The organism is Streptomyces sp. NRRL F-5727 (assembly GCF_000719555.1).
In the GTDB taxonomy this organism is placed as follows: domain Bacteria; phylum Actinomycetota; class Actinomycetes; order Streptomycetales; family Streptomycetaceae; genus Streptomyces.
Genome location: NZ_JOGX01000053.1, coordinates 35,275 through 59,269 on the forward strand (window position 1 = coordinate 35,275; position 23,995 = coordinate 59,269).

At 74.6% G+C, this 23,995-nt stretch carries 23 protein-coding genes; 9 read left to right on the forward strand and 14 right to left on the reverse strand.

What is annotated here, in order from left to right; genetic code table 11:
- Positions 1–23 precede the first annotated feature (23 nt).
- On the forward strand, positions 24–2,048 hold the full coding sequence (locus IF73_RS0128290; protein ID WP_031013053.1) for a thioredoxin domain-containing protein: 2,025 nt from the start codon (positions 24–26) through the stop codon (positions 2,046–2,048).
- 76 nt (positions 2,049–2,124) lie between these two features.
- Here the strand turns inward: IF73_RS0128290 and IF73_RS0128295 are convergent, their stop codons facing one another.
- The 3 genes from IF73_RS0128295 to IF73_RS0128310 all read right to left on the reverse strand — a co-directional run bounded on the left by IF73_RS0128295 (position 2,125) and on the right by IF73_RS0128310 (position 4,487).
- The gene (locus IF73_RS0128295; protein ID WP_031013054.1) at positions 2,125–2,523 is read right to left on the reverse strand and encodes a rodlin; all 399 of its coding nucleotides are present in this window, start codon (positions 2,521–2,523) and stop codon (positions 2,125–2,127) included.
- A gap of 95 nt (positions 2,524–2,618) precedes the next feature.
- The gene (locus tag IF73_RS0128300; protein WP_031013056.1) at positions 2,619–3,653 is read right to left on the reverse strand and encodes an LCP family protein; all 1,035 of its coding nucleotides are present in this window, start codon (positions 3,651–3,653) and stop codon (positions 2,619–2,621) included.
- A 423-nt stretch (positions 3,654–4,076) separates the two neighbouring features.
- Positions 4,077–4,487, reverse strand: a complete 411-nt coding sequence (locus IF73_RS0128310; RefSeq protein WP_031013058.1) for a rodlin — start codon at positions 4,485–4,487, stop codon at positions 4,077–4,079.
- Between the two features lie 223 nt (positions 4,488–4,710).
- Between IF73_RS0128310 and IF73_RS0128315 the strand changes: the two genes are divergently transcribed.
- Both IF73_RS0128315 and IF73_RS0128320 read left to right on the forward strand, forming a co-directional pair.
- Positions 4,711–5,121 carry a rodlin gene (locus IF73_RS0128315; protein WP_319010284.1) on the forward strand — a complete coding sequence of 137 codons (411 nt, stop codon included), beginning with the start codon at positions 4,711–4,713 and terminating at the stop codon, positions 5,119–5,121.
- Between the two features lie 174 nt (positions 5,122–5,295).
- Positions 5,296–5,529, forward strand: coding sequence for a chaplin (locus IF73_RS0128320; RefSeq protein ID WP_031013060.1), 234 nt, complete (start codon positions 5,296–5,298; stop codon positions 5,527–5,529).
- 75 nt (positions 5,530–5,604) lie between these two features.
- On the opposite strand, the gene IF73_RS0128325 is transcribed toward IF73_RS0128320, so the two are convergent.
- Both IF73_RS0128325 and IF73_RS0128330 read right to left on the reverse strand, forming a co-directional pair.
- Positions 5,605–6,867 carry an FAD-dependent oxidoreductase gene (locus IF73_RS0128325; RefSeq protein WP_031013061.1) on the reverse strand — a complete coding sequence of 421 codons (1,263 nt, stop codon included), beginning with the start codon at positions 6,865–6,867 and terminating at the stop codon, positions 5,605–5,607.
- 44 nt (positions 6,868–6,911) lie between these two features.
- The gene (locus tag IF73_RS0128330) at positions 6,912–8,219 is read right to left on the reverse strand and encodes an ATP-grasp domain-containing protein (RefSeq protein WP_031013062.1); all 1,308 of its coding nucleotides are present in this window, start codon (positions 8,217–8,219) and stop codon (positions 6,912–6,914) included.
- 154 nt (positions 8,220–8,373) lie between these two features.
- Between IF73_RS0128330 and IF73_RS38870 the strand changes: the two genes are divergently transcribed.
- Both IF73_RS38870 and IF73_RS41630 read left to right on the forward strand, forming a co-directional pair.
- Complete coding sequence (locus tag IF73_RS38870) at positions 8,374–9,546, forward strand: glycoside hydrolase family 26 protein (protein ID WP_199806731.1); 1,173 nt, start codon at positions 8,374–8,376, stop codon at positions 9,544–9,546.
- Positions 9,515–10,024 carry a hypothetical protein gene (locus tag IF73_RS41630; RefSeq protein ID WP_199806732.1) on the forward strand — a complete coding sequence of 170 codons (510 nt, stop codon included), beginning with the start codon at positions 9,515–9,517 and terminating at the stop codon, positions 10,022–10,024. Before IF73_RS38870 ends, IF73_RS41630 begins: the two co-directional genes overlap by 32 nt.
- Positions 10,025–10,033: 9 nt before the next feature.
- Here the strand turns inward: IF73_RS41630 and IF73_RS0128345 are convergent, their stop codons facing one another.
- The 9 genes from IF73_RS0128345 to IF73_RS0128385 all read right to left on the reverse strand — a co-directional run bounded on the left by IF73_RS0128345 (position 10,034) and on the right by IF73_RS0128385 (position 20,754).
- Positions 10,034–11,170, reverse strand: a complete 1,137-nt coding sequence (locus tag IF73_RS0128345) for a GNAT family N-acetyltransferase (RefSeq protein WP_031013066.1) — start codon at positions 11,168–11,170, stop codon at positions 10,034–10,036.
- Positions 11,171–11,172: 2 nt separating this feature from the next.
- Complete coding sequence (locus IF73_RS0128350; RefSeq protein WP_031013068.1) at positions 11,173–11,853, reverse strand: hypothetical protein; 681 nt, start codon at positions 11,851–11,853, stop codon at positions 11,173–11,175.
- A gap of 46 nt (positions 11,854–11,899) precedes the next feature.
- A complete protein-coding gene (locus IF73_RS0128355) occupies positions 11,900–13,039 on the reverse strand; it encodes a glycosyltransferase (RefSeq protein ID WP_031013070.1) in 1,140 nt (379 codons plus the stop codon).
- A complete protein-coding gene (locus tag IF73_RS0128360) occupies positions 13,036–13,839 on the reverse strand; it encodes a polysaccharide deacetylase family protein (protein ID WP_051717390.1) in 804 nt (267 codons plus the stop codon). The genes IF73_RS0128355 and IF73_RS0128360 overlap by 4 nt, the downstream gene beginning before the upstream one ends.
- Entirely contained in the window at positions 13,736–15,631 is a 1,896-nt protein-coding gene (locus IF73_RS0128365) for a lipid II flippase MurJ (RefSeq protein ID WP_420706589.1), read from the reverse strand. The genes IF73_RS0128360 and IF73_RS0128365 overlap by 104 nt, the downstream gene beginning before the upstream one ends.
- Positions 15,632–15,761: 130 nt before the next feature.
- On the reverse strand, positions 15,762–17,102 hold the full coding sequence (locus IF73_RS0128370) for an O-antigen ligase family protein (RefSeq protein ID WP_051717392.1): 1,341 nt from the start codon (positions 17,100–17,102) through the stop codon (positions 15,762–15,764).
- 1 nt (position 17,103) lies between these two features.
- Positions 17,104–18,558 carry a sugar transferase gene (locus IF73_RS0128375; protein WP_031013079.1) on the reverse strand — a complete coding sequence of 485 codons (1,455 nt, stop codon included), beginning with the start codon at positions 18,556–18,558 and terminating at the stop codon, positions 17,104–17,106.
- The gene (locus IF73_RS0128380; RefSeq protein WP_051717394.1) at positions 18,555–19,691 is read right to left on the reverse strand and encodes a glycosyltransferase; all 1,137 of its coding nucleotides are present in this window, start codon (positions 19,689–19,691) and stop codon (positions 18,555–18,557) included. The genes IF73_RS0128375 and IF73_RS0128380 overlap by 4 nt, the downstream gene beginning before the upstream one ends.
- Before the next feature lies 1 nt (position 19,692).
- Positions 19,693–20,754, reverse strand: coding sequence for a hypothetical protein (locus tag IF73_RS0128385; RefSeq protein ID WP_031013082.1), 1,062 nt, complete (start codon positions 20,752–20,754; stop codon positions 19,693–19,695).
- Positions 20,755–21,133: 379 nt separating this feature from the next.
- Here IF73_RS0128385 and IF73_RS0128390 point away from each other — a divergent pair, with 379 nt between their 5' ends.
- From IF73_RS0128390 to IF73_RS0128405, 4 genes are all read left to right on the forward strand, one after another.
- Positions 21,134–21,373: a chaplin gene (locus IF73_RS0128390; RefSeq protein WP_031013083.1), complete on the forward strand. Its 240-nt coding sequence runs from the start codon at positions 21,134–21,136 to the stop codon at positions 21,371–21,373.
- Between the two features lie 274 nt (positions 21,374–21,647).
- The gene (locus IF73_RS0128395; RefSeq protein ID WP_051717395.1) at positions 21,648–22,514 is read left to right on the forward strand and encodes a hypothetical protein; all 867 of its coding nucleotides are present in this window, start codon (positions 21,648–21,650) and stop codon (positions 22,512–22,514) included.
- A gap of 244 nt (positions 22,515–22,758) precedes the next feature.
- Entirely contained in the window at positions 22,759–23,031 is a 273-nt protein-coding gene (locus IF73_RS0128400) for a hypothetical protein (RefSeq protein WP_031013085.1), read from the forward strand.
- A 162-nt stretch (positions 23,032–23,193) separates the two neighbouring features.
- A complete protein-coding gene (locus IF73_RS0128405) occupies positions 23,194–23,985 on the forward strand; it encodes a hypothetical protein (RefSeq protein ID WP_031013086.1) in 792 nt (263 codons plus the stop codon).
- Positions 23,986–23,995: the final 10 nt, after the last annotated feature.

The window sequence follows — 23,995 nt, forward strand, 5'->3', positions numbered from 1 at the left end:
GCCGACTGCGGCAGGATGGCCCCATGGCGAACCGACTGGCCCATGAGACCTCCCCCTACCTCCTCCAGCACGCGGACAACCCGGTCGACTGGTGGCCCTGGTCCGCCGAGGCGTTCGAGGAGGCCCGCCGCCGCGACGTCCCGGTGCTCCTCAGCGTCGGCTACAGCTCCTGCCACTGGTGCCACGTGATGGCCCACGAGTCCTTCGAGGACGGGGCCACCGCCGCGGTGGTCAACGAGCACTTCGTCGCCGTCAAGGTCGACCGCGAGGAGCGGCCCGACGTCGACGCCGTCTACATGGAGGCCGTCCAGGCCGCCACCGGCCAGGGCGGCTGGCCGATGACCGTCTTCCTCACGCCCGACGCGGCGCCCTTCTACTTCGGCACCTACTTCCCGCCGGAGCCGCGCCACGGCATGCCGTCCTTCACCGAGGTCCTCGAAGGCGTCCACACCGCCTGGGCCGAGCGCCGCGGCGAGGTCGACGAGGTCGCCGACCGGATCGTGAAGGACCTCTCGGGCCGCTCCCTCGCCGTCGCCGGCGACGGCCTCCCCGGCGAGGAGGAGCTCGCCGCCGCGCTGCTCGGCCTCACCCGGGAGTACGACGCCACCCGCGGCGGCTTCGGCGGCGCGCCCAAGTTCCCGCCGTCGATGGTCCTGGAGTTCCTGCTCCGCCACCACGCCCGCACGGGCTCCGAGGGCGCGCTCCAGATGGCCGCCGACACCTGCGAGGCGATGGCCCGCGGCGGCATCTACGACCAGCTCGGCGGCGGCTTCGCCCGCTACGCCGTGGACCGCTCCTGGGTCGTCCCGCACTTCGAGAAGATGCTGTACGACAACGCGCTGCTCTGCCGCGTCTACGCCCACCTGTGGAGGGCGACCGGCAGCGACCTCGCCCGCCGGGTCGCCCTGGAGACCGCCGACTTCATGGTCCGCGAGCTCCGCACCCCCGAGGGCGGCTTCGCCTCCGCGCTCGACGCGGACTCCGACGACGGCACCGGGAAGCACGTCGAGGGCGCCTACTACGCCTGGACCCCCGCCCAGCTGGAGGAGGCCCTCGGCGCGGACGACGCGGCCCTCGCCGCCCGTCACTACGGCGTCACCGAGGACGGCACCTTCGAGCACGGCGCCTCGGTCCTCCAGCTCCCCCAGGAGGCGGGCCCCGCCGACGCCGGCCGGATCGCCTCCATCCGCACCCGGCTGCACGCGGCCCGCGAGCGGCGCGCGCGCCCCGGCCGCGACGACAAGATCGTCGCCGCCTGGAACGGTCTCGCGATCGCCGCCCTCGCCGAGACCGGCGCCCTCTTCGACCGCCCCGACCTGGTCGAGCGCGCCACCGAGGCCGCCGACCTCCTGGTCCGCCTCCACCTCGACGACGGGGGCCGGCTCACCCGTACCTCGAAGGACGGGCGGGCCGGCGCCCACGCGGGCGTCCTGGAGGACTACGCCGACGTCGCCGAAGGCTTCCTCGCCCTCGCCGCCGTCACCGGCGAGGGCGCCTGGCTTGACTTCGCCGGCCTCCTCCTGGACCACGTCCTCGACCGCTTCACCGGCGAGGGCGGGACGCTGTACGACACGGCCCACGACGCCGAGGCCCTCATCCGGCGCCCCCAGGACCCCACCGACAACGCCACCCCGTCCGGCTGGACCGCCGCCGCCGGAGCACTGCTCTCGTACGCGGCCCACACCGGCTCGGAGGCCCACCGCACCGCCGCCGAGGGAGCCCTCGGCGTGGTCAGGGCGCTCGGCCCGCGCGCCCCCCGCTTCATCGGCTGGGGCCTCGCCGTCGCCGAGGCCCTGCTCGACGGCCCCCGGGAGATCGCCGTCGTCGGCAGCGCCGCCGACCCGGTCTTCCAGGAGCTGCGCCGTACGGCCCTGAGGGCGACCACCCCGGGAGCGGTCCTCGCCGCCGGAGCCCCCGACAGCGAGGAGTTCCCGCTCCTGCGCGACCGCCCCCTGGTCGCCGGGTCGTCCGCCGCGTACGTCTGCCGTCACTTCACCTGCGACGCACCCGTCACCGACCCGGACGCCCTGGCCCGCGGGCTCGGCTGAGCCCCGCGAACGGACACGGCCCCGCCGCCCCTCCGGAGAGGGACGACGGGGCCGCGCCGTGGCCGAGCGGCGTGGCTCAGCTGTTGCCGGCGCCGTTGCCGGACAGCACGGGGATGTCGCTGAGGATGTGCGACAGCGGCTCGTCGCCCTTGGCCTGCGTCGAGTTCTCGACGCACTGCTGGTTCTGCGGGGAGGACAGCACGTTGATGTCCTGCACCGCGATCGGGACGAGACCGACGAGGGAGCCGGCGTTGACCTTGGCGGGGAGACCGATGCACGGCTTGTTCAGGGAACCCTGGACGAGCGCGAACTGCGGGCTCATGTCGCCGTAGGTGGCGGAGTTGCCGAACTCCTGGTGCGCGCCGTTGCCGGAGAGCGAGGTGGTGCCACCGTCGTCGGCGATCGCGAGCGCCTGCCCGGCCGTCGCGCCGACGACCGAAACAGCCACCGCAGCGGTCGCGAGGAGCTTCTTCATGTTCTGGCCTTTCGATGACTGGCCCGCGCTGAGTGCCGAGCCGTGCTGATCAACTGGTCGGAGGGGCGGAGGTTCCGGGATGTCCACCGGACGGCCTACGGGCAGATGAGCGAAGAACCCCGGGCCGGGTCGTAGTCGGCGACGGAGAGCTCGCTCGGGGCGACCGCGTCGCCGGGCGGCAGCGGACGGTCCGCCCGGAGCCGGGCGAAGACCTCCGCCGCCCCCTCCTCGTCCCAGCCCACCGTGGACCCGACGCCCTCGACGAGCGGGTTGAAGCCGCGTACGGGCACGGTGGCGAACTCGGTACGGGAGGGGCCGACGGCCTTCAGCCGGGCCGCGAGCGTGAGCAGTTCGGCCACCGAGACACCGCGCTCGGCGGCCTCGGTCCCGCGCAGCGTCGAGGCGAGCGCCCGCAGCTTCGCCGGGTCCCTGAGGATCCCGCCCGACCGGATCCGGTCCAGCATGTTGACGACGAACCTCTGCTGCTTGCGGATGCGGCCGAAGTCCATCTCCCCGTCGGCCTTCCGGGAGCGCACGTACTGCAGTCCCTCGCCGCCGCCCACGTTCCGGGTGCCGACCGGCAGGTCGAGCCCGGTCGCGGGGTCCTTCAGCGGCTTCGCCGTACAGATCGGCACACCGCCGTCGACCTGGTCCACGGTGTCCATGAACCGCCGGAAGTCGATCTGCAGGTAGCGGTGCACGTCGAGCCCGGTCGCCGCCTCGACGGTCTCGACGGTGAGCGGCGAACCGCCTTCCGCGTGGGCCGCGTTGATCTTCGCGAGATGGGTGTCGTGGACCTTGCCGGTCCGCAGATCGGTGTGCGGGCCCGGGAGTTCGGCGAGCGAGTCGCGGGGCAGCGACACCACGCTGACCCGGTCGTACCCGGCGGAGACGTGCACGAGCATGATCACGTCGGTGCAGTCGCAGTCCTGACCGCCGAGCCGGAAACGTTCCTTCTCGGCGGCGGTGACCCCGTCCCGGGAGTCCGTGCCGACGACGAGCAGGTTCAGTCCCTCGGCGGGGGCGGGGAGTTCGGCGGGACCGCCGAGGGCGGAGGCGAGGGCCCCGGGGGCGAGCGCGAGAAGCGCCGCCGGTACGAGCAGGAGCCGCCGCGGACGCGGGAATCTCATACCCGCACGGTATTTCGAGTCCGTTCGCACAGAGATGCGCGACGCGTCGGCGCGTGACCGAATCACTCCGTTGCGAGGCTTGTGTAATGATGCGGGAATAGCAGCGGAGGGAGCGAGAATGGCGCCGCCTGATTCCGGTCGTCCCGGGAAATGGGAACGGATGGCCTTCATTCCGAAGAGCCGTTACGTGAGCGAGCCGCCGACCGCCGACCGGGTCCGGTCGACCGGGCAATTCCCCGTCTATTCCGCCCTGGTGACCCAGTGGGCCCAGGCCGGCCGGACGGTCCCGGGAATGCCCGACCGCGAATGGGAACGGCTGATGTCCACTCCCGTCTGGCCGCGCTAGCGGGCCGGAGACGTGCGAAGGGGCCGCCCTGGCGGGGCGGCCCCTCGACGCGCGGACGTCGCCGGGGAGGCGGGACGTCAGCTGTTGGCCACGCCGTTGCCCGAGAGGATCGGGATGTCCTCCAGGATGTGCGACAGCGGCTCGTCGCCCTTGGCCTGCGTCGAGTTCTCGACGCACTGCTGGTTCTGCGGGGAGGACAGCACGTTGATGTCCTGGACGGAGATCGGGACGAGGCCCACGATCGAACCCGCGTTGAGCTTGGCCGGCAGACCCACGCACGGCTTGTTCAGGGAGCCCTGGACGAGCGCGAACTGCGGGCTCATGTTGCCGTGGGTGTAGGAGTTGCCGTACTCCTGGTGGGCGTGGTTGCCGCTCTTGGAGGTGGTGCCGCCGTCGTCGGCGATGGCGAGGGCGGGGGTGGCCGCGGCGGCGGAGGCGCCGACGATCGAGGCGGCGGCGGCCGCGGTGGCCATGACCTTCTTGATCACGGGAGTTCCCTTCTAGAACCGGCTCCGTGCAGGGAGCCCCCTGATCAACTCGCCCCGGACCGGCGGGTTCCGCCCTGTCACCCCGATGGCGGAGCGCGCGGGGCAGCGCTCGTCGCGGTTCCCAGTCGATCGGGTGAAGCGCCGGAACCTCCTCCCCGGCAAGCGTGTTGATCCGGTCGCATCAATCAGGTCGATTGGTGGGAAGAGAAACGGAATCACCGTGATCAAGAAGATGATGACGGCCGCGGCCGTCACCGCTTCGGCCGTCGGCGTCGCCGCCGCGGCCGCCGCTCCCGCGATGGCCATCGCCAACGACGGCGGCACGACCTCCCTCTCCGGGAACGGCGCCCACCAGTCGTTCGGCAACTCGAAGACCAAGGGCGACATGAGCCCGCAGTTCTCGGCCGTCCAGGGCTCGCTGAACAAGCTGTGCCTCGGCGCCCCGGTCAAGGGCAACGTCGGCTCCGTCGTCGGCATCCTCGTCCCCGTCGCGGTCCAGGACGTCAACGTGCTGTCCTCCCCGCAGAACCAGCAGTGCGCGGAGAACTCGACCCAGGCCAAGGGCGACGAGCCGCTGTCGCACCTCGTCGAGGACATCCCGGTCCTCTCCGGGAACGGCATCGGCAACAGCTGATCCGGAAAGCGCGCCGCAGGGCCGGAGGAAATCCTTCCTCCGGCCCTGTGTCGTGTGCGCAACGGAGTGAATGCCGCACCCGGAGCGGAGATCCCGGTTTCCTTCGCGGAAGCCTGTCGTTGTCCGTGTGTGCAGCGGAGGCCGATCTTCCGCCGCGGAAAGGAACCAGACGAAATGAAGTGCAAGAAGGCTGCTGCCGTCATTGCCGGAGTCATCATGGCCATGGGCGCGGCCACGCCCGCCTTCGCCGACGCCGAGGCGCACGGTGCCGCCGTCGGTTCGCCGGGTGTCCTCTCGGGCAACGTCGTCCAGATCCCGATCCACGTGCCGATCAACGCCTGCGGCAACAGCCTCAACCTCATCGGTGCGCTGAACCCGGCCTTCGGCAACACCTGCATCAACGCCTGAGCCGGGCCTCCGCGCACGCGGACGGCCAAGGACCGGCCCCGGGGAGAGCATCCGCCCCCCGGGGCCGGTCCGCGTCTACGCCCCCACCCGCGCGGCCCGTTCGCCGCTGCGGGGCCGCCCCACCACGGCACCGCCCCGGCCCCCGGCGCGCAGCCGCCGCCGGACCCCCTTCACCAGGCGGCCCGCCGTGTAGCCGGCGCCGAACACGAAGCGCATGGAGGGGCCGTACGAGGGGGCGGTGAGCAGACCGGCGAGGAAGAGGCCCGGCCAGGAGGACTCGAAGAGCGCACCGGTCTCGGGGGCGCCGGCCGGCCCGACGGTGCGCAGCGCGGACCGCAGCGCCGGGTCCAGGACCCCGGCCCGGTCGAGGGACGGCACGAAGCCGGTGGCCGCGACGACGTGGTCGGTCTCCAGGACGCCCGTCCCGTCCGGGCCCTCGACGTCGAGCCGGAGCCGGTCGTCGCCGGTGACGGCGGCCGCGGTGATCCGGTGGCCGAGGCGCACGTCGCCGACGGCGGCGAACCGCTCGCGCAGCCACCAGGCGCCGGCCGGGCCGAGCGCCGAGCCGAAGAGCCGCGCCCGGGTGGCGGCGGGCAGCCGCCGGAAGACGCCCGGGGTGTCGGCGTACAGCTTGTTCCGCCAGCCGCAGCCGAGGCCGGTGTGCGGGGCGCGCAGGGTGGGCCACAGGCCGCGGTCGAGGGCGGGCGGCAGGGTGTTCCAGCGGAGCCGGTCGGCCCGGGCGAGGACCCGGACGGCGGCGGCGCCGGCCTCGACGAGGAGCGCGGCCGTCTCCAGGGCGGCCTGCCCGGCGCCGACGACGGTGACGTCCCGCCCGGCGAGCGCGGCCAGTTCGCCGTGGTGGCTGGAGTGGGTGACGTACCGGCGGGGGAGGTGCCGGAGCGGGCCGGGGACCTCCAGGAAGGGGAGCACGCCGACGGCGAGGGCGACCGTGCGGGCCCGCACGGTCCCGCCGTCCTCGGCGGTGAGGAGGAAGCCCTCCGGCGCGGGCGCCACCGAGGCGATCATCCGCTCGTCGACGGCGGGGACGGCCCGCCGGGCGAACCAGTCGCCGTAGGCGGCGAAGAAGGAGACCGGAAGCGGGACGCCGTGCTCGGCGCGCGTGCCCCGCTCCGACGCGTAGGCGTCGAGACCGTACGCGCCCGCCGGGTCGGAGAGGTGCGAGGCCCACGGCTCGGACTTCAGGAACATCCCGGAGGGCATGGCGTGCCAGGACTCCATGGGGCGGCCGAAGGTGACCGGGTGGAGCCCGTGGGCCGCCGCGTGCGCGGCCACCGAGAGCCCGTAGGGACCGGCCCCGACGACCACCAGGTCGTGCACCGGACGGGCCGTCGTCTTCGCGTTCGCCATCGTGTCTTCCGTCTTCATCGCTGGGTGAGCTGGGTGGAGGAGCCGCGGGTCGCGGGGCCCGGCAGGGTGGCCGGGTGCCGGGGCCGGCCGGCCGCGAGCCGCCGCCGTACCGCCGCCAGGGCCCGGCGCAGCAGATGGGCGAGCCAGGCGCGGCCCATGGCGAGCGCCGGCGCCGGGTCGTCGGCGGCGAACCAGGCGCGCTCGGCGGGCCCCCGGACGGCGCCCGGCTCGGGGGCGTACCGGCGGCGCGGGGAGGTGAGCAGGGAGAGCGCCGCGTAGTTCTCCACGACGAACCGGCGGCCGTACGCGGGGGAGTGCGGCGGCACCGGCCGGCCGGTGAGGTCCAGGTGCAGCGCCCGCACCACGTCGAGCCCGGCGGGGTCGGCGAAGAGCCGGAACTGGGCGCCGGGGCGCGGGTTGAAGTCGAGCAGGTGGTACGCGCCGGTGTCCCGGTCGAGCCGGAAGTCGAGGTCGCACACGCCCCGGTAGCCGAGCGCGTCGAGGAGCGCGCGGGCGATCCGGTCCACGTCCGGGTTGGGCGTCCAGCGGCCGACGGCGGTGAGCCCGGCCCCGTCCGGCCAGGACCGCTCCTTGCGCCCGGTGGCCCCGGCGGCGCAGCGGCCGGCGGAGTCCGCGTACCCGTGGAAGAACCAGTCGAGGCCCGGACCCGGCGGCAGCAGCTCCTGGAGCAGCAGCCGGCTGCCGGCCTGCGGGGTGCGCCCGTACAGCTCCCGCACGTCGGCGAGCGAGCGGAGGATCGTCGTACTGCGCAGCCCGGATCCGGCCGGCAGCAGCCAGGGGCGGCTCCACTTGGCGACCACCGGCAGCCCCAGCGCCCAGGCCATGGCGGCGGCCTCGTCGGCGCCGGACGGCAGTTCGGTACGGGGGTGGGGGAGGCCGAGCGCGGCACAGGTCGCGGCGAGGGCGGCCTTGTCCGCGACCTTCAGCAGCTGCTCCTCGCTCTGTTCGGGGAGCAGGATCCTGCCCGCGAGGTCGGCGCGGCGGCGGGCCAGCGCGAGGGCGCTGACGTCGTCCAGGGGCACGGCGAGCACCGGATCTGACGGCGTGTCGGTGATCTCGCCGGCGATCCGGAGCAGCAGCGCGGCGAGTTCGGTGGAGGCGGCGGAGGCGGGCCGGGGGCGGGCGGAGCGGACGTACCGGGAGCGGGCGACCGGGCTGCCGGCCGCCTCGACGACCGCGTGGACGGGGACGCCGGCCCGGCCCAGGGAGCGGGCGGCGCCGAGGGTCCCGTGATGGAAGGGGTTCCGGTCCAGCCGCACGAGGACTGCGGGTACGCGGGTGTCGAAAGGAGGCACGGGCATTCGCCCCTTCATCTCGGGTGCCCCAACTGGGCGATGAAATCCTCTAATGGACTACGGAGCGGAGGGAAGCGGAGTTCACGGTCGGCTCATTAGGAATACTTTCTGAACATCGGAATGACTGATCGTCAAATGGCGTGCGTGTGAAGGAGCGGCCATGGAACCTGTCGGAGGAACACCGAGAAGAAGACGGAAATGGCTGGGGGTGATCACCGCCGGCCTCCTCGCCTCGGGTTCGGTCGTGCTGTCGGCACCCGCCCACGCCGCCGCATCCCTAACGACGGAGGACCCCGGTCCGACTCTCCCCGCCACCAGCGCCATGGGAGCCTTCCTCGATTCCGGTTCGCTCGGGGTGACCCGGATCGCCCAGCTGCAGCGCTGGCTCGGCGGCCGTGAGCTCCGCGTGGGCCACACGTACCTGCCCGGCGACCTCTGGTCCAACATCGAGGGCCCGCCCGGCTTCCTCGACGCGTGGGCCGACTGGCGCAACGCGAAGACCGACCGGATCTTCGTGCTCAACGTCCCCATGCTGGAACGCAACGAGGCCGGCATCCCCGACCAGGAGGTACGCCGTCAGCTCCAGCTCGGCGCGGCCGGCTACTACGACCACCACTTCCGCACCCTCGCCCGCCGGCTGGTCGAGGCCGGGGCCCTGGACACGGTCCTCGTCCTCGGCTGGGAGATGAACGGCACCACCTACACCCACCGCTGCGGTCCCGACCCGACCGCCTGGAAGAAGTACTGGAACCGGATCGTCACCACCATGCGGTCCGTGCCCGGCCAGAAGTTCCGCTTCGACTTCAACCCGAGCCGGGGCCGGGACGCCGTGCCGTGGACCGAGTGCTACCCGGGCGACGACGTCGTCGACATCATCGGCATGGACTCGTACGACCAGCCCTCCGGCGCCGATTTCGACCGGCACGTGAACGAGCCGTACGGACTCCAGAAGCAGGTCGATTTCGCCGCCGAGCACGGAAAGCAGATCTCCTACCCGGAGTGGGGGCTCTTCCGGAACGGCGACAATCCGACGTACATGCGGCGGATGCTGGAATGGATCCGCGACCACAAGCCGCTGTACCACACGATCACGGACTACTGCCCGCACGGCGTCTGGCAGTGCGACCGGAATCCGCAGTCGTCACGGGTGTTCCGGGAAATGCTGTACGGGGTGGAGCCTTCGGTGCCGGTGGATCCGGTGGATCCGGTGGATCCGGTGGATCCGGTGGATCCGGTGGATCCGGTGGATCCGGTGGATCCGGTGGATCCGGTGGATCCGGCCCGTCGACCCCGTCGACCCGGTGGATCCGGTCGACCCGGTGGATCCGGTTGACCCCGTAGACCCGGTGGATCCGACCAAGCCCGAGCCGAAGCCGGAACCGAAGCCTGAGCCCAAGCCGGAACCGAAGCCTGAGCCCAAGCCGGAACCCAAGCCTGAGCCGAAGCCCGAGCCGAAGCCGGAACCGAAGCCTGAGCCCAAGCCGGAACCGAAGCCTGAGCCCAAGCCGGAACCGAAGCCCGAGCCCAAGCCGGAACCGAAGCCTGAGCCGAAGCCTGAGCCCAAGCCCGAGCCGAAGCCCGAGCCCAAGCCGGAACCCAAGCCCGAGCCGAAGCCCGAGCCCAAGCCGGAACCGAAGCCCGAGCCGAAGCCCGACTGTTGGAAGGTCGAGCTCGGGGACTGGGTGGAGAGCTGGATCGGTGGGCCGGTGTGCGTGCCCAAGGACACCGGGTGGAAGGAGTCCGACTGGAAGGCCGACCTGGACGCCGCCCTCGACTGGAAGGGAGCCCTGAACGGCGTCTGGCCCTTCTGACGGGTCCGGTCAGTCGCAGGACGCGGGGGCGCGGCCGGGCAGGCGGGCGGCGAGCCGGCCGGCCCAGGCCCGCTCCCGCGCCTGCCGGGCCGCCCACCGCCGCGCGTCCGCCGCGCCGGCGTGGAGCCACAGCAGCGGGGCCGTGCCGCGGCCGGTGAGCAGCAGCCGCCGGTTGCGGACCGGCTCCGGCCGCCAGTGGTGCTTGTACGGCTCGCTGCCCCGCAGCATGCTCAGCGTGGCCCGGCCGCCCGCGCTGGTCTCCCGGGCCCCGTGCCGCAGCAGCATCGCGGCGACGTCGACCTTGCGCTCCCGCAGCACCGGATCGGCGCCGTACAGATAGCCGCCGGCGAGCCGCGGGGACATCAGGGTGAGGTCGGCGGCGACGACGTCCCCGCCGAGCCGGAACTCGGTGACCATGGCGTCGCCGCGCTCCACCATGGGCCGGACCGCCCGGGTCAGGTGCTGGGCGAACCGCTCGCTGGTGTGTTCGGCGGTGACCCCGCGGCCCCGCCACTGCAGCTGGTGGAGGGTCAGCAGCCGGTCCAGGGCGGCCGGCACGTCGGGTCCGGTCACCACGTGCGCGTCGATGCCGAGGGCGTCGAGCTTGCGCAGCTTGGCGCGGACCCGCTGGGCCTTCCCGGAGGGGATCCGTTCGAGCAGGCCCTCCATGGGGACGGCGGGCAGCTCCAGGCAGAGCGAGTCGGGGAGGCGGCGGCGCGGGCCGCGCCACTGGGCGAAGACCCGCTCGGCGGCGGCGCCGGGCCGCACCTCCCGCAGGTCGACGACCTTGCCGCGGGCCGTCCGGGCGATCGCGCCGGCCAGGGCGGCCGCCGCCTCCGGGCGCTCGTCGTCGAGGAGGACGTCGGTGAAGTCGGTGATGGCGCCGCCGAGCTGGGTCAGCACCGGCAGCGGCCCGGCCGCCCGCATCAGCGGCGCCGCCGCCACCAGCGCGCCGGCCCCGTCCCGTACCAGCACCACCCGCAGGGCGCCGGGACGTCCGTACGAGAGCCACCAGGAGTGCAGCCAGGAGTGGGACTGGAACGGGGTGGCCGAGGAGCAGCGCCCGTACAGGTCGGTCCACTCGGCCGCCAGCCGTCCGAAGCCCTCGGTGTCCCGGCACAGTTCGGTCCGGAATGCTCTTCCCAAGGTCACACCGCCTCCGGTTCCGGCTGGTGGGCGGCGGGCGCGGGCACGGCGGCCGTGCCCGCGGCCGGGGCGGCCGGGCGGGAGTGGCGGCCCTCGCCGCGCCCGGCGGCCCGCTTCGGCCGGACCAGCAGCGCGAGGCCGCCGAGCAGTCCGCCGGCACAGGCGCCGACCAGCGCCGAGAGCGGCGCGGACGGCGACACCGGGGCGGTCGGCCTGGTCGCCCGGGAGAACTGCACGACCTTCACGCCGGTGCTGCCGGCGACGTGCGAGGAGTTGAGGACCAGCGAGCGGGCCACTCCGTCGGCGATGGACACGGCCTGCGCGGCCTTCGGGGCGCGGGCGGTGATCGAGATCATCGGCGCGTCCGGGGAGGTCTCCGCCGTCACGCTCTCGCGCAGGGTCGCGGCGGTGACGCCCGCCCACACCTGGGCGTCGCCGGTGACCGCGATGTCGGTGGCGACCCGGCCGTACGCCTGGGCGAAGCCGAGCGCCGCCGCCGGGTCGGACTTCTCGCCGGGGACGACGATGACATGGCTGACGGCCGCGTACTCGGGGCTCTTGACGACCCCGTAGCCGCCGCCGAGCGCGGCCCCGGCGACGACGGCGGCGGGCAGCACCGCCCAGCGGCCGGGGGAGCGCAGTCGGGCGGGCAGTCGGACGGCGCGGGGTGGGGTGGTGGTCATGACGGGCTCTCTCGCTGGGACGGGCAGGGGGCTGGAAGGAGGGGGTTCACGGGCCGGGGCGGCTCTCGACGGCCCGCTCGTAGAGGGTCATCAGCCGGTCGGCGCTGCGCGCGATGTCGTAGTGGCGGGCGGCGGCGGGCACCGGCAGGCGCCCGGGCCGCCCGGGGGCGTGCGCGGTCCGCAGCTCGCGCAGGGCGCCGACCAGCTCGGGCACCGACTCGCCGATCCGGCGGGCGCCCGGCGCCGCGTCCGCCGGCAGGTCCTCGATCGCCGGGCACGCCACGTACAGCACCGGCAGTCCGGCGGCGACCGCCTCGACGACGGCGAGCCCGAAGGTCTCGTCCGGCGAGGTGGAGACGAAGACGTCCATGGCGGCGAGGAGTTCGGGAAGCATCGGCCCGGCGGGGCGGTCCGCCGGCGGGTCCTCGCAGGCACCGAAGAAGTGGACGCGGCCCGCGGCGCCGCACGCGCGGGCCACCGCGCGCAGCTCCTCGCGCCGCTCGCCGTCGCCGACGAGCAGCAGCCGGGCCTCCGGCACCGAGGCCACGGCCCGGATCAGCCGGTCGAACCGCTTCCCGGGCGCCAGCCGCCCGACCCCGCCGACGACGAACGCGTCCTCGGGGATGCCGAGGACACCCCGGGTGAGGCGGCGGGCGCGCGGGACGAAGGCGAAGCGGCCGGTCTCGATGCCGTTCGGCACCACCTCGATCCGGTCCGGCGCCACCCCCCAGTCGGCGAGCCGGCGGGCCACGCTCGCCGACACGGCGACCGTGGAGGTGCCGAGCCGCTCCGAGGCCAGGTACAGCGCGCGGGTGCCCGCCGACAGCGGGCGGCCCTCGATCTGCGACTCGCCCAGCGAGTGCTCGGTGGCGATGACCCGGCGGACCCCGCCGAGCCGGGCGGCGAGCCGGCCGTAGACGCACGCCCGGTAGAGGTGGGTGTGGACGAGGTCGTAGCCGCCCTCGCGGACCAGCCGGGCGAGCCGGGGCAGCGCGCCCAGGTCGCGGTTGCCGGTCATGCCGAGATGGGTGACGGGGGTGCCATCGGCCTCGATGCCGATCGCGACCGGGCCCGGGTTGGTGAGCGTCACCACCCGGCCCTGGACGGGCAGATGGCGCAGCAGCAGCCGCAGCTGCTGCTCGGCGCCGCCGATGCCGAGCCCCGTGATGACGTGCAGGACCCTCATCCGAGCACCGCCGCGGCCGGGCCCGACCGGGCGGGGATCAGCTCGGCGGGGTGGCGGCGGCGCAGCGGGTGCAGGGCCCGTTTCGCGGTGAGCCGCCAGGAGGTGTCGGTCTCGCCGATGTGGACGCGCGGCAGAGCGAACGCACTGGTCAGCGGGCCGGGGTCGATGCCGCAGGCGTAGCCGTACCCGGCCTTGCGGACCGCCCGGACCACCCGCGGGTCGACCGCCCCGTACGGGTAGCAGAAGCCGTCCACCGGGCCGCCGGTGATCTCCTCCAGGAGGGCCCGGGAGCGCCGGGTCTCGTCGGCGAGGGTGGCGTCGTCGGCCTCCGTCAGCCGCCGGTGGGTCAGGCCGTGCGAGCCGATCTCCATGCCGGCGGCGGCGATCCGCTCGATGCCCTCCTCGGTGAGCAGCGGCTTGCGCGGGCCCTCGGTGTCCCAGTCGTTGACGCCGCCGAGCCGGCCCGGGAGGACGTACACGGTGGCGGTGAAGGAGTGCCGGCGCAGCAGCGGCAGCGCCGAGTCGAGGAAGTCGGCGTACCCGTCGTCGAAGGTGAGGCCGACCAGTCCCTTCGCCCGTCCCTCGGCGGTCGCGGCGAGCAGTTCGCGCACCGACACCCCGCGCAGCCCCCGGTCGCCCAGCCAGTGGAGCTGCCGGGCGAAGCGCACGGGGGAGACGGTCACCCCGTACGGGTCGTCAGCGGTGTCCGTGATCGAGTGGTACATCGCCACCCACAGGGGCGGCTTCGCCCACAGGGGCGGCTTCGGCAGCAGGCGGCGCAGCGCGGTGGGGGCGGGCATGGGCGGTCCTTCGGAATCGGGTGGAGCGGTGGGGGAGGGGAGGGATCTCCGGCGCCTTGGCGGCGCAGGCGACGAAGAGCAGGAACACCCCGGCGACGACCAGGCCGGCGACGAGGAGGGAGACCAGCGGCGGGTCGATCGCCACGGAGCAGAGCCAGCCCGCGCCGGTCGCCCAGGCGGCGGCGGTGGCGAGCCGCAGCAGGCCCTCGCCGAGCTGGTCCGAGCGGACCGGGACGGTCTGCCGGTGGGCGCCGCGCAGCAGCAGGACGGCGGTCAGGGTGATGCCGAGCGCGTTGGCCGCGGCGAGGCCCACGGCGCCCCAGGCGGCGGCGCCGGGCACCCCGGCGGCGGCGGTGGCGGCGAGCCCGGCGGCCATCGCGGCGGCCGGGTACCAGAGCGGGCGGGCGGCGGAGAAGTAGCAGCGGACGAGGGCGCCGACCATGGTCTGGCCGAGCAGCCCGAGCGCGTAGACCCGCATCACGGCGGCGGTGGCGACCGTGTCCGTACGGTCGAACTCCCCGCGCTGGAACAGCAGTTCGACGATCTTGGGGGCGGCGGCGATCACCACCGAGGCGCCCACCAGGACCACCACCGCGGCGAGCAGCAGATCCCGCTCGACCCGCCGCCGCGCCCCCTCCGGATCGCCCGCGGCCAGCGCCCGCGCGACCACCGGGAAGCTGACCGTGCACAGCATCAGCGACAGGATCATCGGCATCTGCGCGATCTTCTGCGCGTAGTTCAGGTGCGAGATCGCCCCGGACGGCAGCGGCGCGGCGAGGAACCGCTCCACCAGCGTCTGCGACTGACGGGTCAGCGAGAAGGCCACCACCGGCGCGATCAGCCCGAACACCACGAGCCGCCCGTCCCCGCCGAGCCCCGGCGCGAGCGCCTCCGGCTCCCGCGAGGGCACCGGCCGCGCCCGCAGCGCCCGCACCAGCGACGGTGCCTGCACCAGCACCATCAGCACCCCGCCGACCGCGACCCCGGCGGCCGCCGACCGCACCCCCCACGGCTCGCGCAGCAGCACCATCGTGCCGATGATGCCGACGTTGTACGCCACGTAGATCGCGGCCGGCGGCAGGAAGACGTGGTGCGCCCGCAGCGCCGCCGAGCAGTAGCCGACCAGCGCGAAGGTGAGCACGCAGGTCGCGGTCAGCCGGGTGCAGTCCACCGCGAGCCCCGGGTCGGAGAGCCCCGGCGCGAGCAGCCCGACGACGGCGGGCGCGGCCACGATCAGGACCGCGGCGACCACCCCCACCGCGAGCGTGAGGCGGGGCAGCGTCCCCCGGACCAGCTCCCGCACGGGGTCCCCGAACAGCGTCCCCGCCCGCCGGGCCAGCGCCCGCGAGAACGCCGGCACCAGGATCAGCGCCATCGCGTCCTCGATCAGCAGCGTGGACGCGAACTCCGGCACCGTCCACGCCACCAGGAACGCGTCCGTCTCCGCGCCCGCCCCGAAGTACCCGGCGAGGATCTGGTCCCGGACCAGCCCGAGCACCGCCCCGACGGCGGTCAGCCCCGCCGTCACCGCCGCCGCCTTCGCCAGGAACCCCCGCTTCTGACCGCCCGCCGCCGGAGCCTTCACCCGGGCGTGCGCCCGCCGCCCGGTCCGCGGCGGCGCGAGGACGGCGGTCGCCGGCCCCGGCCCGCCGGCCGGGACCTCCGCCGCGCCGCAGGCGCCGGCCGGACCGGGCGCGGGCGCCCACACGTCGGCGCCGGGCTCCGCGGACACGGCCCCCGGCAGCACGGCGGCCCCCGGGGCGCACGGGGAGTCCGTGGCGTCCGGGGGCATCGGGGACCAGGGGTCGGTCAGGGGTTCGCCGTGCTGCGGTCCGGGCGGACACGGCGGTACGGCAGCGGCGCCGCCGGTCCCCGGGGGCGCGACGTACGCGTCCGTGGGATCCGGCGGGCCGGCCCACGGGTCACGCACCGCGCACCTCCGCCGCCCCCTCGCGGCCGGGTGCCAGCGCCCACCAGGCGGCGAGGCCGAACACCACCGACATCAGGACCGTCGACGGGCCGCCGATGTCCGCGTAGAAGAAGTCGATCAGCTGCCAGGCCAGCAGCCCGGTCGCGACCAGCGCGCAGTCCGCGCCCGACCGGCGCCGCCGCAGCGCGCCCACCAGGAGCGCCAGCCAGCTCCCGGCCAGCGCGAGCAGTCCGATCAGCCCCTGCTCGCTGAGGACCAGCAGGTACATGTTGTGCGGGGAGAGCAGCGGCTGCTTCCGGAAGCCCGCGCCCGCGCCGGCGGTGTCGCTGCCGGAGGAGAGCGCCACCGAGGCGTGCGAGTCCCGGTACTGCGGGAAGCCCTTCAGCCCGACCCCGGTCAGCGGCTCCGACGCCCACATCCGCCCGGCCGCCGCCCACATCGTGTACCGGTCCGTCACCGACTGGTCCGGCGCCGCCGTCACCCGCGTGATGCTGGTGACCCGCTCCTTCACCATCGCCGAGCCGATCCCGAGCCCGCCGACCAGCACCACCGCCAGCGCGCCCACCGCGAGCGCCACCCGCGCCGCCCGCCGCACCCCGCCGAGCAGCAGCTGGATCCCGCAGGCCAGCACGGTCGCGATCCACGCGCCGCGGCTGAACGACAGCGTCAGCGGCACCACGAGCAGCGCCGCGCAGACCAGCGCGGCGGTCCGCGTCCGCCCCGCCGGAGAGCCCAGCGCGATCCCGGTGACGATCACCAGGCCGTACGCCACCACCGTCGCCATGCCCATCACGTCGGTCGCCCCGAAGGTGCCCACCGCCCGGATGTCCTCGCCCTGGTACGAGGCGCCCGTCCCCGTCAGGTACTGCGTCACGCCCACCGCGCCCTGGAGCAGCGCCAGCGCCACCAGACCCCACGCCACCACCGCGAAGTCCCGCCGGTCCCGCACCATCAGCAGCACCGCCGCCGGGACCAGCACGAAGACCTGCACGTAACGGGCGACGCCCGGCAGGCTCGACGCCGGGTCGTTCGAGGTGATCGCCGCCAGGCAGACACCGAACACCGGCAGCCCGAGCACGACCGCCGCCGTCCGGGTCAGCGGCCGGACCCCGCCGCGCACGACCCGGACGAGACAGACCAGCACCAGCAGCCCCGAGGCCGCGTCGGCGACCGTGCCGGTGCCGCCCGTCCCGCCCTGCGCCCCGCCGCCGCCCGGCACCAGGAGCAGCGCGATCACCGCGAGCACCGGGGAGAGCGCACCGGCGCGGCGCGCCCAGTCCCGGGCGTCCGGCGTCCCCGCGAGGACCGGCGCCGTCGTCACGGCCGTCGCCATCTCAGCTCCCCGTCGGTCGGACGAGACCGGCCGCGGTGCGGACCAGGATGCACACGTCCTGCCAGAGCGACCAGTGGTCGATGTAGTGGTTGTCGAAGCGGCAGCGGTCCTCGATCGAGGTGTCGCCGCGCAGCCCGTTCACCTGCGCCAGACCGGTGAGCCCGACCGGCATCCGGTGACGGGCCGCGTACCCCGCGTGGATCTTGCTGAACTGCGCGACGAAGTAGGGCCGTTCGGGCCGCGGCCCGACCAGGCTCATATCGCCGCGGAGCACGTTCCACAGCTGCGGCAGCTCGTCCAGCGAGGACTTCCGCAGGAAGCCGCCGGCCGCGCTCATCCGCCGGTCCCCGGCCACGTTCCACCGGGTCGCGGACTCCGTCTCGTCCGACGGCCGGAGCGTACGGAACTTCAGCAGCGTGAAGTGGCGCCCGTGCTGGCCCACCCGCTCCTGCCGGAACAGCACCCCGGGACCGTCCGAGAGCCGCACCGCCAGCGCGCACAGCGCGAGCACCGGCAGCGCCAGCGCCAGCGCCGGACCGGCCAGCGCGATGTCCAGAGCGCGCTTGGCCAGCGCCCCGCGCCGCTCGGTCTGCGGGACGAGCCGGCGGCGGGCGTACCCCCACACGTGCTCGCCCATCGGCCCGTCGCACCGCTCCCCGCCGACCCGCCAGGTCACGCAGCCGTAGTGCTGGAAGAGGGTCACCAGCTCCGGCTCGTCCGCCAGGAACACCGCCTCGCGGACCGTGTTCTGGATGACCGCCCGGCGGATCTCCTCCGCCGTCGTCAGCAGCGGCAGCCCCGGCTCCACCGGACGCTGCTCGCCGACCGTCGCGTCCGGCAGCCCCACGATCCCGACCGGCCGCATCCCGTACTCCGGGTGCTGGAGGGCCGCCGCCGCGAACCGGCGGGCCGCCGCCGGCGGGCCCACCACCAGCGCCGAACGGGGCCGCTCCCGGGCGATCCGCCGCCCGCGCGCGAGCAGCACCGCCCGCAGCACGGACACGACCCCGACGTGCGCGCCGTACGCCGCGCACAGCCGCAGCGGCCCGATCGCCAGCTCCGGCGACCACGCCGCGGCACCGGCCGCCGCCACGCACCACACCACCCCGGCCCGGGAGGCCAGCGCGGGCAGCTCGTCGAGCAGCCGGACGTGCGCCGCGGGCCGGTGCAGACCGCCGCGCCCGTGCAGGACGAGCAGCAGCGCGGCCACCGGCAGCAGCAGCCGCGGATCCTGGTGGGCGGGCCCCAGCAGCGCGGCACCGGCGAGCACGGCCAGGCAGTCGACGGCCCGCAGCACCCCCGCCCCCGGCCCGGGCCGCGCGGACGCGCGGTGGCGCGGCAGCGCGAGCCGGCCGGACAGCCGCCGCCGGGTGGCGAGCGAGGCGGACCCGAACGCCGGGCCCGCGACCGGCCACGGGCCGGGTGAGGAAGGAACGCTGGTACTTTCCGTGGTCACTGCGCAATCGGCTCTCTGTGTTCGGTGCCCCGCACTCCGGCCAGCTCGCGGTAGATCTCCGCGACGGCCGCGCCGGTGCGCCGCACATCGAAACTGCTGAGGACGTGCTCGTGGGCCTCGCGGCCCAGGCGGTGCCGCAACTCCGGCCTGCCGAGCAGGCGGCCGAGAGCGGCGGCGAGGGCGGCCGGGTCCTCGGGCGGGACCAGGCACGCGGCTTCATGGCCGGGCGGCAGGCTCTCGCGCGCCCCGTCGACGTCGGTGACGACGACCGGCCGGCCCGCCGCCATCGCCTCCAGGGGCGCCAGCGCCATGCCCTCCCAGCGGGACGGCAGCACGACGACGTCCGCCGCCCGGTACCAGGGCACGGTGTCGCCGACGGCGCCGGTGAACCGCACCGAGGGACCGGCGGCGGCCCGCAGCCGCTCCCCGTCCGGCCCGTCGCCGACGAGCACGAGCCGGGCGCCCGGAACCTCGGCGAGGACCGCGGGCCAGGCGGCGAGCAGCACGTCCTGGCCCTTCTGCCGGCAGAGCCGGCCCACGCACACCACGGTGGGCGCCGGATTCCCGGCGGGCCCGTCGGTCGCGAACCGGGCCACGTCGACCCCGTTGTGCACGACGGACCAGGCGGCCTCGACCCCGGCCAGCTCGCCGGTACGCCGCTCCGCCCCGCTCACGCAGAGGATCCGGTCGGTCCAGCGGGCGCCGAACCGCTCCCAGCGGCGGGCCAGTTCGGCGGTGGTGCCGGTGACGGCCTCGAAGGACCAGGCGTGCGGCTGGTACACGGTCGGGATCCGGCCGCGCACCGCGAGCCGGGCGCACAGGCCCGCCTTCGCCGAGTGCGCGTGGACCAGCCCGGGCCGCACGGCCCGGACGACCCGGGCCAGCTCGCGGGTCTCCCGGACCAGCGCGGGACCGGGGTCCCGGCCGGCCCGCCAGTCGTGGACCTCGGCGCCCTCGGCGCGCAGCTCCGCGGCGAGCGCGGTGCCGGGCGGGCAGGCGACCACGGGGCGCAGCCCGGCCGCGCGCTGGGCGCGCACCAGGTCGACGACGACCCGGGCGACCCCGCCGTCGCCTGGCTGGACCGCGTGCAGGACGGTGACGGACCCGGGGTCCGTCTCGATCGGGGCCCGCACGTCAGCGCCGTACGTCCGCCTGCAGGAAGAGCGCGCCGAGCCAGACGGTGTCCTCACGGCTGCCGAGCCGCACCTGGACACGATCGGCTCCCTGGCGCAGCGCCCCCCGCAGATCGAAGATGTCGGAGTCGTACCCGAGGGTGTTCCGGGCGGCGGGGAAGCGTGTCGTCCCGGCCCTGCCGAATTCGGTGATGCTGGAGTTCAGCACGTCGTTCACGGAATTGGCGGAATCCCCGAGCAGGGTGCCCTTCTGGCGACTCGTCCGTACCTCCAGGTAATCCCCGGAAGTCCCCCGGTCGCCGTCATAGGCGACGACTCCGAGACGCCCCTCGGTGTCCTTCGGATAACGGTGCCCGTCGAGTGCGACGCGCAGCTCGCCGGAGCGCGGACCGACCGTCTCGAAGCCGTCCCAGACGCTCAGCCGGCGCAGCGGCTCGCCGTCCTTCTCGTACGCGGCGACCAGCGTCCAGCCGCCCCAGCCGCCCACCTCGCTGCGGCCCATGGCGACGTTCACCTGGGCGACCGTCCACTGCCCCGGCGTGGCCCACCGGACCAGCTCGGTGACGTCGGCGGACGCCTGGAAGGCGTCGGCGCCGTCGGCGGTCCGATGGCCCGTCAGGGTGTCGGCGAGCACGGCCTTGTACCGCCCGCCGGGCTCCGCGATCAGCACCCGCCCGTTGTCCTTCGGCGGCTTCTGCTCGCCCACGCGCAGGTTGCCGCCCCAGTACAGCCGGGCCCAGGCGACCCGGGCGCCGGCCGGCACCGGCAGTTCGGCGCGGCTGGAGTTGTACGTGTTGGGGTCGTCGTCCACGTCGACGTAGCCGATCGTCGCCCCGTCGTTCGAGGTCCCGGTGGGCCGGGCGCCCTTCGCCGAGGTGTTGGCGGCGCGCACGATCCCGCCGTGCAGTTCGGCCTGGTAGCGCGCGGCGAAGGGGATCCGGGCGGCCTCCCCGGGCGCGGGCGGCGCGGCGGCGGAGGCGAGCGGCGGCGCGGCGGTCAGCACCGCGCACGACAAGGCGCACAACACGCCGCGACGCACAGCAAGAACCGCTGAATTCCGCATACAGGTTCTCCGCTTTGATGAGAGAAGGAAGGGAAGACCCGTGAAGATCGGGGGAGGAGGAGGTGTCGTCCGCACGAAATGGGTGAACGCGCGGCGGGCCCGGAAGCAACGTTCGGGAACGTTATAACCCCGACGCGGAGCGATAGTAAGCATTAGATGCTCGGAAACGCTAACTCCCGTATCCGTGCGGCAGGTTCCTCGTTGTGCGTGTTGCGCCATTCCCCGGCCCGTCGCTCGAATGGCCCTGCCGCAAGCCAAAGATCGGTTGAACGTCACCCGTTCGGGAGAGCAACCGATGAAAAGCAGGAGCGTTGTTGAGGGAGCCGGGCCGAACAGTCCGCGCAGTCCGAGTTGGAAATCGATCGAGGAGAACTTCTCCATGTCTCGTATCGCCAAGGCCGCCGTCCTGACCGTGGGTGCCGCCGCCGCGGTCGCCGGTGCCTCCGGTGCCGCCTTCGCCGACGCCGGCGCCGAGGCCGCCGCCGTGAAGTCCCCCGGTGTCGGCTCCGGCAACGTCATCCAGGTCCCGGTGCACGTGCCGGTCAACCTCTGCGGCAACACCGTCAGCGTCATCGGTGCGCTGAACCCGACCTTCGGCAACACCTGCGTCAACGCCTGATCTCGCACGTCGGATCGGTCCTTCCGAAGCCGGTGCGCCCTCCCCTCGGGGCGGGCGCACCGGCTTTTCCCTTGCGGCCACTGGATCGGTACTCGTTCGGACGCACCCCCGTGCGCCGTCCGGTGCAACGGCGTACGCCCCCCGGCGGAGCAGGCCCGGGGGTGGATTCACTCGAACGGAGGCGTGGCGCTCAGTAGTTCTGCGGTTGCGGAGGGCTATACCCGCAGGCACGGTGGGAGAGCATTTGTCCGACGCATAAGGAAAAGGAACACATATGCGTCCCCTGGCTTCACGCCGTCTCACCGCCCTGGCGATATCCGCCGCCCTCACCCTCGGCATGGCGGGACCCGCCTTCGCCGACGAACACCGCCCCTCCCGCGCGGCCGACCGGGCCGCCCGCGCCCCGCTTCCCGACGCCGCCGCCCTGCTGACCCAGACCAAGGCGCTCGGGGACATGAGTGCGGTCGCGACCCCCGTGACCGAACTCCTCGCCGCCGCCCTCAAGGCCGACGGCGGTCAGCTTCCGGCGGCCGACGCCGAGGCCCTCAAGGCGAAGATCCAGGCCGCTCTCGACCAGGTCAAGGAGACGGTTCCGGCGCCGCTGCCGGAGACTCCGGAGGCGCCGGGCGCCCCTGAGCTGCCGACCACCCCCGAGCTGCCGACCACCCCTGAGCTGCCGGTCACCCCGCCCGCCGCCGAGACCCCGGTCGGGTCGCCCGTGAAGCCGCCGGTGACCCTGCCCGTCGCGGCCGGCGCCAAGGCGGCCGCGACGGCGAAGGCCGCCCCCGCCGACGTGGTGGACGACGCGCTCGCCACCGTCGAGAAGGCCGTCGCCGGGCTGCTCGCCGCCGTCACCTCCGGGGACGCCGCCGGAGTCGTCCCGCAGGTCACGGCCACGCTGACCTCCCTGGTCAACCTCGCCGTCGCCACCGTGCTCGGCAGCGGTCTGCCCGCGCCGAACCTGCCGGGCCTCCCGGCGCTGCCCTCGCTGCCGGTCGACGCGCCGGAGCTGCCCGTCGACCCGCCGGTCGACCCGCCCGAGGTGCCCGTCGACCCGCCCGTCGAGGTCCCGGAGCTGCCCGTGAAGCCTCCGGTCGCCGCGCCCGAGCTGCCGGTGAAGCCGCCGCTGCCGGTCCGCTGACCCGCGAGCGCACCCCCGACCCGTACCGGTCCGGCCTCCCGCCGGGCCGGTACGGGCATGTGTGCGCCCGGTCATCCGGAAATAGCACCGGTCCCCTTCGATCGGGTGCAGTGTCGAGAAATCCCTCCTCCTGGAGTTTCCGGGGAGCGCACCTCTCGTTACAGAAGACGTAAGCGACGTACGGGAATTCCCCAAGAAGCCTGTGCGGAACGCGAGTTGAAGGAACAGAGGAAGGATTCTCCCCATGAAGCCCACCAAGGTCGCCGCGGTCGTCGCCGGTTCCCTCATGGCCCTCGGCGCCGCCGCCCCCGCCATGGCCGCGGAGGCGCTGACCCCGACCAGCCTGAACGGCGGCCTGGAGGCGATCGCCGCCAACGGCCTGAAGTCGGACGTGCTCAGCAGCACCACCGAGGGCTCCCCGGTCAAGACCGTCACCGACACCGCCACCCAGCTGAACCAGACCGGCAAGGGCCTCCCGCTGCTCGGCGGTCTCCCGGCGAGCCCGCTCGGCGGCTGATCGAATGATTTTCTGACCGGTCGCCGTGTGGCCTCGACTCCACACGGTGTGCCGCTCCCTACTCTCTGGACCGTCCCACCGCGAACGTCAGCGGGGGACGCGGCCGGTCGGAGCGAGGGGGGATCCTCGCCGGTCTCTCCCTTTCTCCCGAGGAAGAGCGGTATGCGGTCCATCATCAGCAGGAAAGTACTCACCGCGGCGGCAGCGACCGGACTGCTGTCGCTGACCGGCGGTTTCGCGCTGGCCGCGAACGCGCACCCCGGCACGGGCGACACGCCGGGACCCGGCAACGGCCAGGCACACGCCCCCCTCTCGCCGGAACTCTGCGGCGTGAGCATGGACCTGGGCGACTACGTGGCGTCGGCCGTCGGAGACCTCTGCGCCCACGCGGCGGAGGACCCCGACGGCGGCTACGGCGAGGAGCCCGGGGAGCCCACCCATCCGCCGACGAAGCCCCCGCACACGCACCCGCCGACGCAGCCTCCGCACACGCACCCGCCGACCACGCCGCCGGGTGAGTGCGAGGAGGGTGAGCCGGAGTGCGAGCCCACCACGCCGCCCACCACCCAGCCGCCGACGACGCAGCCTCCGCACACCCAGCCGCCGACCACGCCGCCGGGTGAGTGCGAGGAGGGTGAGCCGGAGTGCGAGCCCACCACGCCGCCCACCACCCAGCCGCCGACCACCACGCCGCCGGGCGAGTGCGAGGAGGGCGAGCCGGAGTGCGAGCCCACCACTCCGCCGGGTGAGTGCGAGGAGCCCGAGCCGGGACAGTCCCCCGAGCCCGGCTGTGAGCCCACCACGCCGACCACCCCGCCCGGCAAGCCCGAACTCCCCGACACGGGTAGCGATCCCGCCCTCTGGGGAGCGGCCGCGGTCAGTGCCGCCCTCATCATCGGCGGCACCGTCGTCCAGCTGCGCGGCGGACGCCTCGTCCGCTCCCGCCGCCACTGACGTGACGTAC